The 17,457-nt window shown below is 59.9% G+C and carries 16 protein-coding genes; 13 read left to right on the forward strand and 3 right to left on the reverse strand.

Annotated elements, in window-relative coordinates; translation table 11 throughout:
- Window positions 1–14: 14 nt before the first annotated feature.
- Together CACC_RS08210 and CACC_RS08215 are read left to right on the forward strand one after the other, a co-directional pair.
- Window positions 15–1,511 (forward strand): leucyl aminopeptidase, encoded by a 1,497-nt coding sequence (locus CACC_RS08210; RefSeq protein WP_005278336.1) that lies wholly within the window; start codon window positions 15–17, stop codon window positions 1,509–1,511.
- A 38-nt stretch (window positions 1,512–1,549) separates the two neighbouring features.
- On the forward strand, window positions 1,550–2,086 hold the full coding sequence (locus tag CACC_RS08215; protein ID WP_005278330.1) for an isochorismatase family protein: 537 nt from the start codon (window positions 1,550–1,552) through the stop codon (window positions 2,084–2,086).
- Between the two features lie 5 nt (window positions 2,087–2,091).
- On the opposite strand, the gene CACC_RS08220 is transcribed toward CACC_RS08215, so the two are convergent.
- Window positions 2,092–2,502, reverse strand: a complete 411-nt coding sequence (locus CACC_RS08220) for a hypothetical protein (protein WP_035108430.1) — start codon at window positions 2,500–2,502, stop codon at window positions 2,092–2,094.
- Between the two features lie 125 nt (window positions 2,503–2,627).
- Between CACC_RS08220 and sucB the strand changes: the two genes are divergently transcribed.
- From sucB to CACC_RS08255, 7 genes are all read left to right on the forward strand, one after another.
- Entirely contained in the window at window positions 2,628–4,733 is a 2,106-nt protein-coding gene (sucB, locus tag CACC_RS08225) for a 2-oxoglutarate dehydrogenase, E2 component, dihydrolipoamide succinyltransferase (RefSeq protein WP_249852939.1), read from the forward strand.
- 298 nt (window positions 4,734–5,031) lie between these two features.
- Complete coding sequence (gcvP, locus tag CACC_RS08230; RefSeq protein WP_035108429.1) at window positions 5,032–7,875, forward strand: aminomethyl-transferring glycine dehydrogenase; 2,844 nt, start codon at window positions 5,032–5,034, stop codon at window positions 7,873–7,875.
- Window positions 7,876–7,877: 2 nt separating this feature from the next.
- Complete coding sequence (gene gcvT, locus CACC_RS08235; protein ID WP_005278308.1) at window positions 7,878–8,990, forward strand: glycine cleavage system aminomethyltransferase GcvT; 1,113 nt, start codon at window positions 7,878–7,880, stop codon at window positions 8,988–8,990.
- Between the two features lie 45 nt (window positions 8,991–9,035).
- Window positions 9,036–9,428, forward strand: a complete 393-nt coding sequence (gcvH, locus tag CACC_RS08240) for a glycine cleavage system protein GcvH (protein ID WP_005278306.1) — start codon at window positions 9,036–9,038, stop codon at window positions 9,426–9,428.
- Window positions 9,429–9,531: 103 nt separating this feature from the next.
- On the forward strand, window positions 9,532–10,335 hold the full coding sequence (gene lipB / locus CACC_RS08245) for a lipoyl(octanoyl) transferase LipB (RefSeq protein WP_005278305.1): 804 nt from the start codon (window positions 9,532–9,534) through the stop codon (window positions 10,333–10,335).
- Between the two features lie 136 nt (window positions 10,336–10,471).
- Window positions 10,472–11,536 (forward strand): lipoyl synthase, encoded by a 1,065-nt coding sequence (gene lipA, locus CACC_RS08250; protein WP_005278301.1) that lies wholly within the window; start codon window positions 10,472–10,474, stop codon window positions 11,534–11,536.
- 82 nt (window positions 11,537–11,618) lie between these two features.
- Window positions 11,619–12,404, forward strand: coding sequence for a DUF4191 domain-containing protein (locus CACC_RS08255; RefSeq protein WP_005278297.1), 786 nt, complete (start codon window positions 11,619–11,621; stop codon window positions 12,402–12,404).
- A 153-nt stretch (window positions 12,405–12,557) separates the two neighbouring features.
- Here CACC_RS08255 and CACC_RS08260 read toward each other — a convergent pair whose 3' ends face one another.
- A complete protein-coding gene (locus CACC_RS08260; RefSeq protein WP_005278294.1) occupies window positions 12,558–13,031 on the reverse strand; it encodes an RDD family protein in 474 nt (157 codons plus the stop codon).
- A 118-nt stretch (window positions 13,032–13,149) separates the two neighbouring features.
- Here CACC_RS08260 and glnA point away from each other — a divergent pair, with 118 nt between their 5' ends.
- The 4 genes from glnA to CACC_RS08280 all read left to right on the forward strand — a co-directional run bounded on the left by glnA (window position 13,150) and on the right by CACC_RS08280 (window position 16,911).
- Window positions 13,150–14,583: a type I glutamate--ammonia ligase gene (glnA, locus tag CACC_RS08265; protein WP_005278291.1), complete on the forward strand. Its 1,434-nt coding sequence runs from the start codon at window positions 13,150–13,152 to the stop codon at window positions 14,581–14,583.
- Between the two features lie 150 nt (window positions 14,584–14,733).
- On the forward strand, window positions 14,734–15,411 hold the full coding sequence (locus CACC_RS08270) for a hypothetical protein (protein ID WP_155802713.1): 678 nt from the start codon (window positions 14,734–14,736) through the stop codon (window positions 15,409–15,411).
- A gap of 150 nt (window positions 15,412–15,561) precedes the next feature.
- The gene (locus tag CACC_RS08275; RefSeq protein ID WP_005278286.1) at window positions 15,562–16,506 is read left to right on the forward strand and encodes a TDT family transporter; all 945 of its coding nucleotides are present in this window, start codon (window positions 15,562–15,564) and stop codon (window positions 16,504–16,506) included.
- 30 nt (window positions 16,507–16,536) lie between these two features.
- Window positions 16,537–16,911 (forward strand): hypothetical protein, encoded by a 375-nt coding sequence (locus CACC_RS08280; RefSeq protein ID WP_005278284.1) that lies wholly within the window; start codon window positions 16,537–16,539, stop codon window positions 16,909–16,911.
- Here CACC_RS08280 and CACC_RS08285 read toward each other — a convergent pair.
- Window positions 16,908–17,453, reverse strand: coding sequence for an NUDIX hydrolase (locus CACC_RS08285; RefSeq protein ID WP_005278283.1), 546 nt, complete (start codon window positions 17,451–17,453; stop codon window positions 16,908–16,910). The genes CACC_RS08280 and CACC_RS08285 overlap by 4 nt on opposite strands.
- Between the last annotated feature and the right edge of the window lie 4 nt (window positions 17,454–17,457).

Here is a 17,457-nt window from a genome sequence, read left to right on the forward strand (position 1 = left end):
AAAAGGAGGACTTTATGTCTCAGCACACTGGACCCGCACGTGGGGCATTTCCGGAGCTTAAGCTAGAAAAGAAGGCCCCGAAGAACGCGCAGGCCCTACTCATCGCCGCATTTAAGGGCGAGGAGGGCATTGAGCTTCCGGGCACCTCGCTGCTCAAGTCGGCCGCGCTGCGCGAAGCATACGAGTCCCTTATCGCCGTGGGAGCAACCGGCAAGGCCAATGAGGTCACCCGCATCCCAGCGCCTAAGAAGGCAGAGGTCGATTCCATCATCGCCGTCGGCCTTGGCGATGCCGAGGACCTCGATGCAGAAACCTTGCGCCGCGCCGCCGGCAGCGCCGCACGCTCGATTTCCAAGGTGGAAGAGGTAGCCACTTCCTTGGGCGATTTCGGAATCGCTCCCACGGTAGAAGGCCTCATCTTGGGCGGCTACAAATTCCAGGGGCTGCGCTCTAAGCCTGGCAAGGATTCCGAGCAGCCAGCCGCCTTTACCGTGGTGGCAGAAAAGTCCGCCCGCGAGGAGTTCGAGGCGGCCAAGATCACCGCGGAGTCCGTGGTGATTGCCCGCGACCTGGTCAATACCCCGTCCAACCTGCTGTACCCGGAGTCTTATGCAGACTTCCTCTCCGCCCAGGCTAAAGAAGTTGGCCTCGAGGTGGAAATCCTGGATGAAAAGGCGCTGCAGAAGCAGGGCTTTGGCGGCATTACCGCCGTTGGCCGCGGTTCCGCTCGCCCGCCGCGCCTGGTGCGCCTGAGCTGGAACCCGAAGAAGGCGAAGAAGCACGTGGCGCTCGTGGGCAAGGGCATCACCTTCGATACCGGCGGCATTTCCTTGAAGCCGGGTTCTGGCATGTGGGACATGATTTCCGATATGGGCGGTTCCGCCGCCATGGCCGCCTCCATCATCGCTGCGGCCAAGCTCAACCTGCCGGTGAAGATCACCGCTACCCTGCCGCTGGCAGAAAACATGCCGGGCGATAACGCCACCCGCCCAGGCGATGTCATAACCCACTACGGCGGCATTACCTCTGAGGTTCTCAATACCGATGCGGAAGGCCGCCTCGTGCTTGCCGATGCCATCGCGCGCGCCAGCGAGGATAAGCCCGACTTCCTCATCGAAACCGCCACGCTAACCGGCGCCCAGATGGTCGCCCTAGGCGAGCGCACCGCGGGCGTCATGGGTTCGGAAGACTTCCGTGACCGCATGGCGGGCATCGGCCGCGAGGTCGGCGAAAATGCCTGGGCCATGCCGCTATTGGAAGAACACGATGAATCCGTGAAATCCGCCAGCGCCGATATCCGCAATATCAACGCCAAGCGCGAGGGCGGCATGGAATACGCCGGCACCTACTTAAAGCAGTTCGTGGGCGAGGGCATCGAATGGGCACATATCGATGTCGCCGGGCCTTCCTTCAATACCACCGGCGCTTATGGCTATACGCCAAAGATGGGTACGGGCGTTCCCACCCGCACCGTCATCGCTGCCCTACGCGAGATTGCTGAATCAAAGTAATACCTCACGTAGCCGCCTGGGCCTAAAATAGCGGAGTTATGAACACTGCTTTAATCATCGTTGATGTCCAACACGATTTTTGCCCAGGCGGCGCGCTTGGCACCGATCGCGGCAACGAGGTTGCAGAGAAGATCTCTTCTTTGCAGTCCGAGTATGACACCGTCGTTGCCACGCAGGACTGGCACATCGATCCGGGTTCCCACTTTGCGGAGGACCCGGATTTTGTCGATTCCTGGCCGGTGCACTGCGTCGCCGATTCCTATGGGGCTCAGATGCACGAGGCCATCGGGCCTGCGCAAGCATATTTCCGCAAGGGCGAATACACCGCCGCGTACTCCGGCTTTGAGGGCGCAGCAAACGGCGTATTGCTGGCGGAGTGGCTGCGCGAGCACGATATCGACGCGGTGGATATCGTCGGCATTGCCACGGATCACTGCGTGCAAGCAACCGCGGCGGATGCTTTAAAGGAAGGCTTTTCCGTCCGCGTCTTAAGCGAGTATTGCTCTCCTGTTGATCCAGATCGCGGGGATGCCGCCCTAGCGAAGTTAGGAAAGGCCGGCGCCACCATCGTCTAGGCCGATTAACTTAAGTCCTGCCCCGAATCAGGGTTTTCGCCGCGCTCAAAGCGGGCGCGGCGAAGGCGCTGTTCTTCCCTTTTACGCAAGATGCGTTGGCGTTCCATGCGCTCGCGCATGCGTTGGGGGTACCCGGTTTCTTCGACATCAAAAACGTCGCATTGCAACAGTTTTCCTACCGCGCCAATCCCCTTCGGCCCGCCGATGCGCCGGCGAATAAACTCACCCTTTTCATCCACAACGACCACGGACATTTCATTGACCACGGTCTCTGGCTCGATAAATGCCTCAATAAATGCCTTATCGGCGGCCCACATTTTGAGCTCTTGTTCATCTTCTGGGCGGATAGTTTCTCCCGGACCGCGGGGCGGTCGCAGTGGCGATCGGGACTTATTGCGGCGGAAGAGGTTGAACATAACCCACTAGTTTACCCGCATGGAGGGTATTACTAACCCCACTACTGCACGATGACGGGCATCACGCTGTAAGATTGTGCGGTAGCGATAGAATACTTCCAACTTTTCGAGGAGTCTTAAAACTCATGGCGAACTCCGTTGAGATGCCCGAGCTGGGCGAGTCCGTAACCGAAGGCACCATTACCCAGTGGCTTAAGTCCGTCGGCGACACCGTCGAGGTGGACGAGCCTTTGCTCGAGGTCTCCACCGACAAGGTCGACACCGAAATCCCCTCCCCCGTTGCAGGCACCATCCTAGAAATCAAGGCCGAAGAAGACGACACCATCGAGGTCGGCGAGGTGATCGCCGTCATCGGTGATGAAGACGAGGCTGGCTCCTCTTCCGATGACTCTGATGACTCCGACGATGACAAGTCTGAGGACAAGGAGGAAACCAAGTCCGAGGAAAAGGAAGACAAGGACGAGAAGAAGTCCGGTTCCAGCTCCAAGGCTTCCGGTGAGACCACCGATGTCGAAATGCCTGAACTCGGCGAGTCCGTCACCGAGGGCACCATTACCCAGTGGCTCAAGTCCGTCGGCGACACCGTCGAGGTAGACGAACCACTGCTCGAGGTCTCCACCGACAAGGTCGACACCGAAATTCCTTCCCCCGTTGCCGGCACCCTGGTAGAAATCCTCGCAGAAGAAGACGAAACCATCGAGGTCGGCGAAGCAATCGCCCGCGTCGGCGACGAAAACGCCGCACCATCCTCCGACGACTCCGACGACGACAAGTCCGAAGACAAGGAAGAAACCAAGTCCGAGGACAAGAAGGAAGAGTCCAAGTCTGACTCCTCCGCTAAGTCCTCCGGTGAGACCACCGATGTCGAAATGCCCGAGCTCGGCGAATCCGTCACCGAGGGCACCATCACCCAGTGGCTCAAGTCCGTCGGCGACACCGTCGAGGTAGACGAACCACTACTCGAGGTCTCCACCGACAAGGTCGACACCGAAATTCCTTCCCCCGTTGCCGGCACCCTGGTAGAAATCCTCGCCGAAGAAGACGAAACCATCGAGGTCGGCGAAGCCATCGCCCGCGTCGGCGACGAAAACGCCGCACCATCCTCCGACGACTCCGACGACGACAAGTCCGAAGACAAGGAAGAAACCAAGTCCGAGGACAAGAAGGAAGAGTCCAAGTCTGACGAGAAGAAGGAAGACAAGGGCGAGCCTGCCAAGGAGGAGAAGAAGGAAGAGCCGAAGCAGGATTCTTCCCTGAACACCTCCGCCAAGGTCAACAACGGCGATAACGTTCCATACGTCACCCCGTTGGTGCGCAAGCTGGCTGATAAGCACGGCGTGGACCTCAACTCCATTGAGGGCACCGGCGTAGGCGGACGCATCCGCAAGCAAGACGTCCTGGCCGCTGCTGGCGAGGGCGATGCGAAGGCATCGGCAGGCGACGATAAGAAGACTGCTGACTCCCCACGCGCACGCTGGTCCACCAAGTCCGTGGATCCGGAAAAGCAGGAGCTTATCGGCACCACCAAGAAGGTCAACCGTATCCGCGAAATCACCGCTACCAAGATGGTGGAAGCGCTGCAGATTTCCGCACAGCTTACCCACGTGCAGGAAGTCGACATGACTCCTATCTGGGATATGCGCAAGAAGAGCAAGCAGGCGTTCATTGATAAGTACGGCGCCAACCTGTCCTTCCTGCCGTTCATTGTGAAGGCCACCACGGAGGCTCTGGTTTCCCACCCGAACGTGAACGCCTCCTATGACCCAGAGACCAAGGAGATGACCTACCACGAGGATGTCAACGTCGCCATTGCCGTAGACACCCCGAAGGGTCTGCTCACCCCGGTCATCCACAAGGCACAGGACCTGTCCTTGCCGGAAATCGCGCAGCAGATTGCAGAGCTGGCTGATAAGGCCCGCAATAACAAGCTGAAGCCGAATGACCTGACCGGTGCGACCTTCACCGTGACCAATATCGGTTCCGAGGGCGCCCTGCTCGATACCCCGATCCTGGTTCCGCCACAGGCCGGAATCCTGGGTACCGCAGCTATCCAGAAGCGCGCCGTCGTGGTCAACGAGAACGGCCAGGACGCCATCGCCATCCGCCAGATGTGCTTCCTGCCATTCACCTACGACCACCAGGTCATCGATGGTGCAGACGCTGGTCGCTTCATCACCACCATCAAGGACCGTCTGGAGACTGCAGACTTCGAGGCTGACCTCGATATCTAAAAGCAGTTAGCTAACTGGCATACCTCCCACTCCTTCAACGCGAAGGGGACGGGAGGTTTTGTCGTGCCTGGGGTACTCCGCGGGGGTGTAGCGGGAGAACTTCCGGCACAAATATCAGAGGAGTTTTATCCCGGCACTACAGGACATATTTCACTAAGTGGGAGGTAAGCGGGCTACGACACATTTTCATCGGTGAGTTACTGCATAAAAGTTTGTCAAGGGCGCTGTTTTTACCGGTTATTAAACATATACTTAGGGGCGGTTAAGACCATTGCACCCGATGAAGGAGACCTCACAGATGGATTACATCTCCCGCCACCTAGGGCCGGATTCTGCCGAGCAGTCCGCCATGCTCGGGACGGTGGGCTACGACAGCGTGCAAGCGCTTGTCGATGCCGCCATTCCACCCAAGATCCGCGCTAAGGAACTTCCCCACCTGCCAGAAGCGCTCTCTGAAGACGGGGCACAGGCCGCTTTGCGGGAGTTCGCCAATCAAAACACTGTACTGAAGCCCTTCTATGGCCAGGGCTACTCGGATACCCTGACCCCGGCCGTCATCCGCCGCGGCCTGCTTGAGGATGCCGGCTGGTATACCGCGTACACCCCGTACCAGCCCGAGATTTCCCAGGGCCGCTTGGAGGCCTTGCTCAACTTCCAGACCATGATCGAGTCTTTGACGGGGCTGCCCATCGCGAATGCTTCCTTGTTGGATGAGGCTTCCGCTACAGCCGAGGCCGTCGGTCTGATGTCGCGCGCGGTAAAGAAGGGCCGCCGCGTCGTGCTGGACTCCCGCCTCCACCCGCAGGTGCTTACCGTTGCCGCTGAGCGCGCCCGCGCCATTGACCTCGAGGTAGAGATCGTGGACGTGCGCGAGGGCTTGGTGGGTGAAGACCTCATCGGTGCCGTCATCGCCTACACCGGCACCGAAGGCGAAATTTTCGACCCCTCTGCCCTGATTGAAGAGCTGCACACCCGCGGCGCGTTGGCCTCTGTGGTCACTGACCCACTGTCCCTGCTGCTTCTGGAAGGCCCCGGCAACTTGGGTGCCGATATCGTCTTGGGCTCGTCCCAGCGCTTTGGCGTTCCCCTCTTCTTCGGCGGCCCACACGCTGCCTACATGGCGGTAACGGATAAGCTCAAGCGCCAGATGCCGGGCCGCATCGTCGGCGTCTCCAAGGATGCAGATGGCCGCCCGGCCTACCGCTTGGCGCTGCAGACCCGCGAGCAGCACATCCGCCGCGAGCGCGCGACCTCCAATATCTGTACCGCTCAGGCCCTTTTGGCCAATGTGGCCTCGATGTACGCCGTCTACCACGGGCCGAAGGGCCTGAAGGACATCGCCGAGCGTGTGCACGGCTTGGCCTCCTCCTTCGCTCAGTCCATCGTGGATACCGGACTGGAGATTACGGCTCGGGACTTCTTCGATACCGTCACCGTCGCCGGTGTCGATGCGCAGAAGATCAAGGCCGACCTGCAGGATGCGGGCTACTTGGTGCGCGCGATTGGCACGGACAAGGTATCCGTATCCTTCGGTGAATCCGCTACGGCCCGCGATGTCGCACACCTGACAGAGGCCTTCGGCGCCAGCCCGGCGGAAGCGAACTTTGACCTGCCGGAGAACCTGCAGCGCGCCGAGGAGCCGCTGGAGCACGAGATTTTCCACTCTATCCACTCCGAGACCCAGATGCTGCGCTACCTGCGCAAGCTCGCGGACAAGGACTTGGCGCTGGACCGCTCCATGATTCCGCTGGGTTCGTGCACCATGAAGCTCAACCCCACCGCGGCCATGGAGCCCATCTCCTGGCCAGAATTCGCTGGCATCCACCCATATGCCCCGGAAGAAACCACGACGGGTTGGCGCGCGCTGGTGGAAGAAATCGAAGGCTGGCTCGCCGAGCTTACCGGCTATGCCAAGGTCTCCATCCAGCCCAATGCCGGATCCCAGGGCGAGTTGGCGGGTCTATTGGCCATTCGCCGCTACCACGTGGCCAATGGCGATAATGAGCGCGATGTCGTGCTCATTCCGGCCTCCGCGCACGGCACCAACGCCGCCTCTGCGACCCTGGCAAACCTGCGCGTCGCCGTGGTCAAGACCGCCGAGGACGGCTCCATTGACGTCGCGGACTTGGAAGAAAAGATCGAAAAGCACGGCAACCACATCGCCGGCATCATGGTCACCTACCCCTCCACTCACGGCGTCTTCGACCCCGAGGTGCGCGATGTGTGCGATAAGGTGCACGCGGTCGGCGGCCAGGTCTACATCGATGGCGCCAACATGAACGCGCTGACCGGCTGGGCTCGCCCGGGCGATTTCGGCGGCGATGTTTCCCACCTCAACCTGCACAAGACCTTCACCATTCCCCACGGTGGCGGCGGCCCGGGCGTTGGCCCGGTAGCGGTGGCAGAGCACCTCATCCCGTTCCTGCCCAGCGATGCCGCGTCCCCTGAGCTTGACGCCACCGCGGAAACCCCGGTAGGCCAGGGTGTTCCCATTACCGGCAGCAAGTACGGCTCCGCCGGCGTCCTGCCCATTTCGTGGGCTTACCTGGCCATGACCGGTGCCGAGGGCCTTGCCGCCGCATCCGGCCACGCCGTATTGGGCGCAAACTACCTGGCGGCCTCGCTCAACGAGTACTTCCCTGTCCTCTACACCGGCAACGAGGGCTTGGTGGCGCACGAGTGCATCATCGATTTGCGCGAGCTTACCGATGCCTCCGGGGTCACCGCCGCCGATGTGGCCAAGCGCCTCATCGACTTCGGCTTCCATGCCCCCACCCTGGCCTTCCCCGTGGCCGGCACCTTGATGATTGAGCCCACCGAGTCTGAAGACAAGGGCGAGCTGGATCGCTTCGTCGAAGCCATGCGCACCATCCGCGCCGAAATCCAGGAGATCATCGACGGTGAGGCGGCCTATGAGGACTCCGTCATCCACCACGCACCGTTTACGGCTGAGTCGGTGGCTACCGATAACTGGGAGTACTCCTTCGGCCGCGACAAGGCCGCGTGGCCGGTGAAGTCCCTATTGCATAGCTACAAGTATTTCCCACCGGTTCGCCGCCTCGATGAGGCTTACGGCGACCGCAACCTGGTGTGCAGCTGCCCGCCGCCAGAAGCATTCGAGATCGACGATTCCGAGGAGTAACAATGACCGAACTTCTAACCTCCCCGCTCAATGCCAAGCACGAGGAACTCGGCGCTACCTTCACGGCCTTTGGGCCGTGGAATATGCCGCTGAAGTACAACAGCGAACTGGAAGAACACCGCGCCGTTCGCACCAGCGCCGGCCTGTTTGATCTCTCCCACATGGGAGAAATCTGGGTCAATGGGCCCGATGCCGGCAAGTTCTTGTCCTACTCCTTCATCTCGAACCTGGATTCGCTGAAGGTGGGCAAGGCCAAGTACTCCATGATCACCGCTGAAGACGGCGGCATCATCGATGACCTGATTTCCTATCGCTTCGAGGAAGAAAAGTTCCTCGTCGTGCCGAATGCTGGCAATGCCGATACCGTCTGGGACGAACTTAATAAGCGCGCCGAGGGTTTTGACGTTGAGCTCAAAAACGAGTCCCGCGATGTTGCCATGATCGCCGTACAGGGCCCCAAGGCCGCGGAGATCCTCGTCCCGCTGGTAGAGGACAATAAGCAAGAGGCCGTCTACGAGCTGGGCTACTACGCCGCCACGATGGGCAAGGTGGCGCGCACCTTCGCCATCATCGCGCGCACCGGTTATACCGGTGAGGATGGCTTCGAGCTCATCGTTTATAACTCCGATGCCCCGCAGCTGTGGGAAGAATTGCTCAAGGCGGGCGCGGAATATGACATCAAGCCGTGTGGCCTAGCCGCGCGCGATTCGCTGCGCCTGGAGGCCGGCATGCCGCTCTACGGCAACGAGCTCTCCCGCGATATCACCCCGGTAGAGGCGGGCATGTCGCGCGCCTTTGCCAAAAAGGAAGCGGACTTCGTCGGTGCAGAGGTCATCCGCAAGCGCGCCGAGGAAGGCCCACAGGTCGTTATCTCCGGGCTCACCTCGGATCAGCGCCGCGCCGCGCGCGCCGGCGCCGAGGTCTTCCTCAATGACACCAAGGTCGGCACCGTCACCTCTGGCCAGCCCTCCCCCACGCTCGGCCACCCAGTGGCCATTGCGCTGCTCGATACCAGCGCGGAGCTCGAACCGGGCACCGCGGTCGAAGTAGAAATCCGCGGCAAGCGTTATCCTTTTGAGGTAACCGCGTTGCCGTTCTACAAGCGCGATAAGTAAGCCACCCGCATACCCTAAATATTCAGCCCGAAAGGACTCCATATCATGTCTAACCTGCCCCAAGACTTTTCCTACTCCGAAGACCACGAATGGGTAAACGCCGCCAAGGACGCCGTGGAAGGCAAGACCGTTCGCATCGGTATCACCTCCGTGGCCGCAGACCGCCTGGGTGAGGTCGTCTTCGCAGAGCTGCCTGAGGTTGGCGATACCGTCACCGCCGGCGATTCCTGTGGCGAGGTCGAATCCACCAAGTCCGTGTCTGACCTGTTCTCCCCGGTCACCGGCACCGTGAAGGCCGTCAACGATGCCGTGCACGATGACTACGCCGTCATCAACAACGACCCCTTCGGTGAAGGCTGGCTCTTTGAGGTCGAGGTGGATGAAGCAGGCGAGCTCATGGAGGCTGACGAATACGCCTCCGCTAACGGCCTGGACTAAAAGGCGGTTCGTTCGACACCCTCGAACATAAAATAAGGCGGGAGGATGCCATGGCATTCTCCCGCTTTGCTTTTCCCCACCAAAGAAGACGACACTAGAGATTATGACTGCACCACGCGATCCTTTCTTTCCCGCTGAACGCTCCATTCGCGCCTCGGACAATCCTCTTGAAATACGCCACTTGGGCCGCATGGATTACCAAGAGGCGTGGGATTATCAGGCAGAGGTGGCGGCGGCGCGCGCGCAGGGCACGCAGGACGATGTGGTCTTAGTGGTCGAACACCCCAATATCTACACCGCGGGCAAGCGCACGCAGCCTGAGGACATGCCGGATAACGATCTGCCGGTTATCACCGTGGACCGCGGCGGGCGCATTACTTGGCATGGCGAGGGGCAGTTGGTGCTCTACCCCATCATCAAGCTGGCGGAACCTGTCGATGTTGTCGATTATGTCCGCCGCCTCGAGGAGGCCACCATCCAGGCGGTGCGCGAGCTGGGCGTGACTACCGCAGGCCGCATCGACGGCCGCTCTGGGGTGTGGGTTCCTTCTACCACCCAGGCTAAAGATCCTTCCGCCTCGCAGCGCGATCGCAAGATTGCGGCGCTGGGAATCCGCATTACCCGCGGGGTGACCATGCACGGCCTCGCACTTAACTGCAGCAATACGCTGGAGTATTACGATCACATCGTGGCCTGTGGCATCGATGATGCAGATATCACCACGCTGTCGCTAGAACTCGGCCGCGAGGTCACGATGGAGAAAGCCGCTAAGCCGCTTTTGCGGGCGCTTGATGATGCCCTCTCGGGCCGACTCATCGTCGCCGACCACAGTTTCGGTTCCGCGCCCGATCCCACGAAGATTGCGAATGAGAAGGCGCGGGAGCGGCGTCGGCAAGCGCAGGCTTAAGCCCGGTGGCCCTAGTTTGGGGCTAGCGTGGAATAGTTGTGCGCCCGCGCGCCTTGAACCTAGAAGAGCTATTAGCCATCACCATCTTTGATCGATAAAGTGAGTATTTGTGACTGTAAAGCCTGAAGGACGCAAGATGCTCCGCATTGAAAAGAAAAATGCGGAGTCGCCCATCGAACAAAAGCCGCGGTGGATCCGCAACCAGGTACGCACCGGACCGGGCTATGAGGACATGAAGTCCCGCGTGGCCGGCGCTTCCCTGCACACCGTCTGCCAAGAAGCCGGTTGTCCGAATATCCACGAATGCTGGGAATCCCGCGAGGCGACCTTCCTCATCGGCGGCGATAAGTGCACCCGCCGTTGCGACTTCTGCGATATCGCTACCGGCAAGCCGGAGCCGCTTGACCGCGACGAGCCGCGCCGCGTGGCCGAAAACATCCAGGAAATGGACCTTAACTACACCACCATTACCGGTGTGACCCGCGATGACCTCCCAGATGAGGGCGCGTGGCTATATGCGGAGATCGTGCGCAAGATCCACGAGCTCAACCCGCACACCGGCGTGGAGAACCTCACCCCGGATTTCTCTGGCAAGCCAGACCTGCTCGAAGAGGTCTTTGAGGCACAACCGGAGGTCTTCGCGCACAACCTGGAGACCGTGCCGCGCATCTTCAAGCGCATCCGCCCGGCCTTCCGCTACGAGCGCTCCCTCGATGTCATCCGCCAGGCCCACGACTACGGCCTTATTACCAAGTCCAACCTGATTTTGGGCATGGGCGAGACCGAGGACGAAGTCGAGGAAGCACTGCGCGACCTGCGCGAGGCTGGCTGTGACATCATCACCATCACCCAGTACCTGCGCCCCGGCCCGCGCTTCCACCCCATCGAGCGCTGGGTGCGCCCGGAGGAATTCGTGGCCCACTCCAAGCTGGCCAAGGAACTGGGCTTCGGCGGCGTCATGTCCGGCCCGCTGGTTCGCTCCTCCTACCGCGCCGGCCGCCTGTACGTGCAGGCCATGGAAAAGCGCGGCCTGGAATTGCCGGAAAACCTCCAGCACCTGAAGGAAACGTCCCAGGGCGCTACCGCCCAGGAGGCATCCACTTTGCTGGATAAGTACGGCCCCTCCAAGGAAACCCCGGTGACCACCCGCATGGCCAAGACTCCGGCCAATGCTAATTCGGTCGCGGCAACCGTGCGCTAAACCTCGGAATATTCTTATTCGGCCCTCGCCATCTGCGGGGGCCGTTTAACATTTATGTCACCTGACCTTTAAAGTAGGAACCATGGCGAAAGATGACAAAGCAGCCCTGAAAGCTGCCAAGAAGCAAGAACGCGCGGCCAAGCGCCAAAAGCGTAAGCAAACCTGGTCACAGTTGTGGCAGGCATTCAATTTGCAGCGCAAGCAGGATAAGGCGCTCATCCCTATCATGCTGGCCGCCTTCCTCGGCGTCGGCCTATTATTCTTCCTCATTGGCACGCTCTTTAATGGCCAGTGGTTCATGCTGATTATCGGCTTGGGTTTGGGCGCGCTTTTGGCGATGTTCCTGTTTACCCGCCGCTTGGAACGCGATATGTACAAGCGCGTCGAAGACCAGCCCGGCGCCGCCGGTTGGGCCTTGGAGCAGCAGCTGCGCAATACCGTCGGCATCGTGTGGTCCGTAAAGTCCGGCATCGCCGCCACCCGCCAGCAGGACCTTATCCACCGGGTCATCGGCAATGCGGGCGTCATCTTCGTGTGCGAGGGCAATAAGAACCGCCTTCGCCCCACCCTTAACCAGCTGAAAAAGCGCGTGGACAAGATTGCCGGCGGCGTGCCGGTCTATGAAGTCTACGTCGGCACCGGCGAAGACGAGGTGCCGGTATCCAAGCTGCGCAACCGCCTCATGAAGCTGCCGCGCAACTACAATAAGAACGCCACCTACGACAATATCCGCCGCATTGAGGCCATGGACTCGATGCCTGGGACGATGCCGGGCATGCCCAAGGGCCCAATGCCGCAGCAGGCACAGAACATGTCCGGCATGAACCGCCGCATGCGCCGCGCGCAACAACGCAAGGGCAAGGGCTAAACACACCGTTAGCCCTTCGCCTTGGCTAGGCTTTCGGCTCTCGCCTTGCTCTACAACACAAACAGTCCCTGCAACCACCCGATTGGGAAAGGTTGCAGGGACTGTCGTGGTTTTCGTGGCTATACGGTGCGCAGGACTTATCCCCGCGCGCCGCTAAGAGTTAATAACGATGGTGCCCGTCGCACGGTCGTGCATGCCGCGCCCGTCCGCATCCACCATGGCGGCCGGGAAGATGACGCCGGTCAGCAGCGTGCGCACTGCCGCGCGCCAGAGCCCCACCTGCGCGCCAGGCACATCCAGGCGGGCCACGCCCATACCAAGGATGAGCATTCCGGGAGTGCGTGCGAATAGCCAGCCACATACGATGCCCATTAATGCCCAGAGCGCGTAGCCCAAAAAGGACACGCCGCCAAGCTGCGTGGTGACCATGTGGATGACGTTGGCCAAGAGCATGCAAATGATCCAGTCAATGGCCACGGCGCCTGCGCGGCGGCCTACCGACGCCATGGATCCGGGTCCGGATTCCGGCAGGCCCAGGTTTTCACCGGGCCACCGTCCGGGGGTTCCTGCATCGTCATATTCGCCCGGAATATTGGGCCCATCGAGCCACGTGCGCTTGTCTGCCATGCTCACCAATTTAGTTGCCCCTCACTCAGAAGTGAAACGAGGCTATTGGCCATGCCGGCCGGATAAAACTAGTAGGCTATAGGCAGATAATTCATCGGCCAACAAACAGGAGGCAATCTTGTCTTTCGAGACAGTGCAGGACATCGTCCAATATATTCAGGATGAGGACGTAAAGTTCGTGGATGTCCGCTTTACGGACGTCCCCGGCACCGAGCACCACTTTTCCATCCCTGCCAGCGAATTTACTGAAGAAGATGCCGAAAATGGCTTGGCCTTTGATGGTTCTTCCATTCGTGGGTTTACCACCATTGAGGAATCCGATATGACGCTGCTGCCGGATCCGGCCACCGCGCATATCGATCCCTTCCGTTCGGCGAAGACCCTGAATATCAAGTTCTTCGTCCATGATCCTTTTACCTTTGAGCCCTTTACCCGTGACTCGCGCAATATCGCCCGCAAGGCCGAGGAATACTTGCAGTCCACGGGCATCGCCGATACCTGCAACTTCGGCGCCGAGGCCGAGTTCTACCTCTTCGATTCCGTACGTTTTGGCACCGATATGCAGCACGGTTTCTATGAGGTGGACTCCGATGAAGGCTGGTGGAACCGCGATAACGAGACCAACCTGGACGGCACCCCCAATACCGGTTACAAGACCCGCGTAAAGGGTGGCTACTTCCCCACCCCGCCGTACGATAAGCACAGCGAGGTCCGCGATGACATCGTGGCCAACCTGCAAGAGGTCGGATTTGAGATCGAGCGTTTCCACCACGAGGTGGGCGCGGCACAAAACGAGATCAACTACCGCTTCAACTCCCTACTGCACGCCGGCGATGACATCCAGACCTTCAAGTACGTGGTCAAGCGCACCGCCCAGGAGTGGGGCAAGACCGCGACCTTCATGCCTAAGCCGCTGGCCGGCGATAATGGTTCCGGCATGCACGCCCACATGTCCCTGTGGAAGGATGGCGAGCCCCTCTTCCACGATGAGGCTGGCTACGCAGGGCTTTCCGATATCGCCCGCTACTTCATCGGCGGCATCCTCCACCACGCAGGCGCCGTGCTCGCCTTTACCAACCCAACGCTGAACTCCTACCACCGCTTGGTTCCTGGCTTCGAGGCGCCTATCAACCTGGTGTACTCCCAGCGCAACCGTTCGGCTGCGATCCGCATCCCGATCACCGGTTCCAACCCGAAGGCTAAGCGCATCGAGTTCCGCGCTCCGGACCCATCCAGCAACCCATACCTGGCCTTTGCCGCCATGATGATGGCCGGTGTGGATGGCGTGAAGAACCGCATCGAGCCGCACGCCCCAGTGGATAAGGACCTCTACGAGCTGCCGCCAGCAGAGGCCGAGTCCATCCCACAGGCACCAACCTCCTTGGAGGCCTCCCTGGAGGCGCTGAAGGAAGACATGGACTTCCTGACCGAGGGCGATGTCTTTACCGAGGATCTCCTCGAGACTTACATCAACTACAAGTACGAAAACGAGATCAACCCCGTGCGCCTGCGTCCCACCCCGCAGGAGTTCGAGCTCTACTTCGACTGCTAAATCGCCGGTAGTTCTCAGCTAGCTCCGGATAGAAGGCAGCCACCTAAGCATTAGTTAGGTGGCTGCCTTCTTTTGGCACTGCGCTATCTTCACCCTTTTCTCCGCCCTTCCCTATTAGGCCAGCCAATCTCTCTATCGAAAGACAACACCATGAACAAGCTATTCCCTCTTTTGACAGCAACCCTTATTCTTGCTGGGTGCTCCAGTAGCACTGAAGAAGCGGCGCCCACCGATAGCACCACTTCTGAAGCCACCTCCAGCACTCACTCCTCCACTTCAAGCAGTACGACACAATCAAGTGAGAAGCCCTCGTCCGAGGAAACGATGAGCGCCGAGCCGCGACCAACCGTAAGCCCAGACCAGCTAACGGTGGCACAGCCAAACATTAACGGCCATGGTGTCTACCTCAATCCAGACAATGGCAGTTACTACTATTGCAATACCACCCAGGTAACCTGGGGCAATGTAGCCCCAGGTGCGTGCGACGGCCCGTACGATTACAACGGCGCCAACCAAAAATTCCAGGCAGTTAGTGATGAGTGGTACTCCCAGACAGCCGAAGAATTAGGAATGGAAGACACCACACCACCTACCGGTAATGCCACCACAAACGGTTACCCCGATGCTCCTGAGGACGCCGTTTTTAACTCGTGCTGGGAAAATGGCTTTGCCCAATTCACCGACGGCAGCGTTCGCCCTTATCCAGAATGCGCCTTAAATAAACCAGAGGTGCGCACGCCCTCGCCATGGGTGCAGGGACAGATTGATTGGCACAACTGTATTGAGTCTGGAAAATCAGAGGAGGAATGCCGGGCTGAGCGAAGCTAGCGTTTCTTCCGTGCTTCCAGTTGAGGGCCTCGTCATAGTCGTAGCCCACTTTGAGGCTGGACGCTCTCTGCAGCACACATGAGGGTTTTCACCAGGTAAAAAGTAGCGCAGTCTTAGTATGAGGCTTCGGATGAAATTAGAATCTGGATAGTGACTGATAAAATCCGCCAACTTCCCCCTCCTGGTCCTGCATGGGCCGGCAGCCTCATGGGCACCTCCATCGTCTCACGCATGTTGGTTGAAGAAGACATGCTCGTTGCCGCTGGAGTATTTGCTGCACTTGCATGCGCCATATTCGTCGTGCTAACTGCCGGTTACGCCCGCTACCGCAGTCCTCGATTTGAGCGGACCACCATGGCGGAATGGTCAATGTTTTTCATCGGCGTCCTCGCGCTTGGTGCGGCATTATCGGGGTTGACGGGCATTGGAATATTCCGCCTCGTCGGCTTTTGGGTGGGTGGTCCCGTCACCGTCATCACGTGGGGCATTCAGCTCACCCGCTTCGATGGAGAGCCGCGCTTTACCTGGGGTCTCCCCTTGGTTGGGCCAATGATTTCGGCATCGGTAGCCGGGTGGTTGGCCCGCGATTACGGGCAGATTTACCACATCATGGGCACCGCGCTCTTCGCTATGTCTTTGCTGACGGCAGTCCCGGTATTTGTCTACGTCTACTGGGCGGCGTGGCACGGCAAAGTGGATTTTAGCGATGGAAAATCCGCCACCGCGTGGGTGCCACTGGGCGTGGTTGGGCAATCTACCACCGCAATGCAGATCCTCTACCCCGGCAGTGTCTCCGTGTACTACGGGCTTATCGCGCTCGCCATCGCCATCCCGTTATCGCTGTATGCGATGGTGAACTTTTATCCGCAAGCAGCCCGCTGGGTTCCCTATTCCCCTGCGTGGTGGGCGTGCACCTTTCCGCCTGGCACCGTGAGCATGGGCGGGCACCAGACCGCATTGGTCAATGGTTCAGAATGGCTTGACGTTATCGCGCTGAGCATTCCCCTGCTCCTTATCGCGCACTGGTGCCTGTGCTCAGCGCGTTTCTTAGGCTGGATCTGGGAGGGCCGCACGCGCAAAGAACTGACTCACTAGGAGGTGTCTTCCCTCGTCTATCATCGAGCCATGAGCTCTTCGCCTATTACCTTCATCGCCTGGGATGCCGCGGACCTTGACGGGGTGCGGGAGGTGCTCGCCGGATTGCGGCGCGACGGAATCTTTTTATACCGAGCAGGCCTAGCGCTTGAAACCTCCTGGCTTGGCGAGGGCGCCCAGGATTTCTATGGCACTGCCTGGGAATGGGGTCCAGAAAATTGCGAGCTATTTTTTGAGCTCGCGCGGCGGGGAAAGCTGCTGATGACTATCGATGCCACGGTCATTTGCTGCGGATCCGATATAGACGCGGCGGATGCTCAGGAGTCCATCGCTCAGGAGCTGGTCGTAGCGAACAGCGCGCAGGAGTTAAAGCGACTGCTCATAGGCGCGGAGGAAACGCGCTAGAGCCCGGGCTGCTCGCTGCGCTTCATCCAGCCCATGCGGGGAGAAAAGCCTTGCGGGTGCTTGAGGTGCGCCACGGCATCCGCGATCATCAGGCGATGGCGGCGCGACACGCTATCCGGGAGGTGGGCCACCGAGAACCACTGCGCTTCGGTATTTTCTTCATCGCTGATGACGGGCTCGGCGCCGTCGGCGACAGATAGGCGCAGCGCGGTGCTCATGAACATGCATTCATCGCCATTGGGATAGGTCACCGGACCGGATTGGCCAACACCGAGGAGCGCTTCCACCTTGGCATCGAGGCCTACCTCTTCCTTGACCTCGCGCAAGGCGGTGGTGGTAATCTCCTCGCCCGGCTCGCAGATGCCTTCGACCGGGGTCCACACGGCATTATCGGCACGCTTGACTAGCAGTACGGACGGCACCTCCCACAGGGCCGCACCGGTTGGTACATCGCGGAGAATGATGGCGCTGCACGCGGGGACGAAGATCTGATCGTGGCCGATGGATTCGCGCAGCTTCACAATATAATCAGGCGTTGGCATACCA

The sequence above is a fragment of the Corynebacterium accolens genome, from assembly GCF_023520795.1.
In the GTDB taxonomy this organism is placed as follows: domain Bacteria; phylum Actinomycetota; class Actinomycetes; order Mycobacteriales; family Mycobacteriaceae; genus Corynebacterium; species Corynebacterium accolens.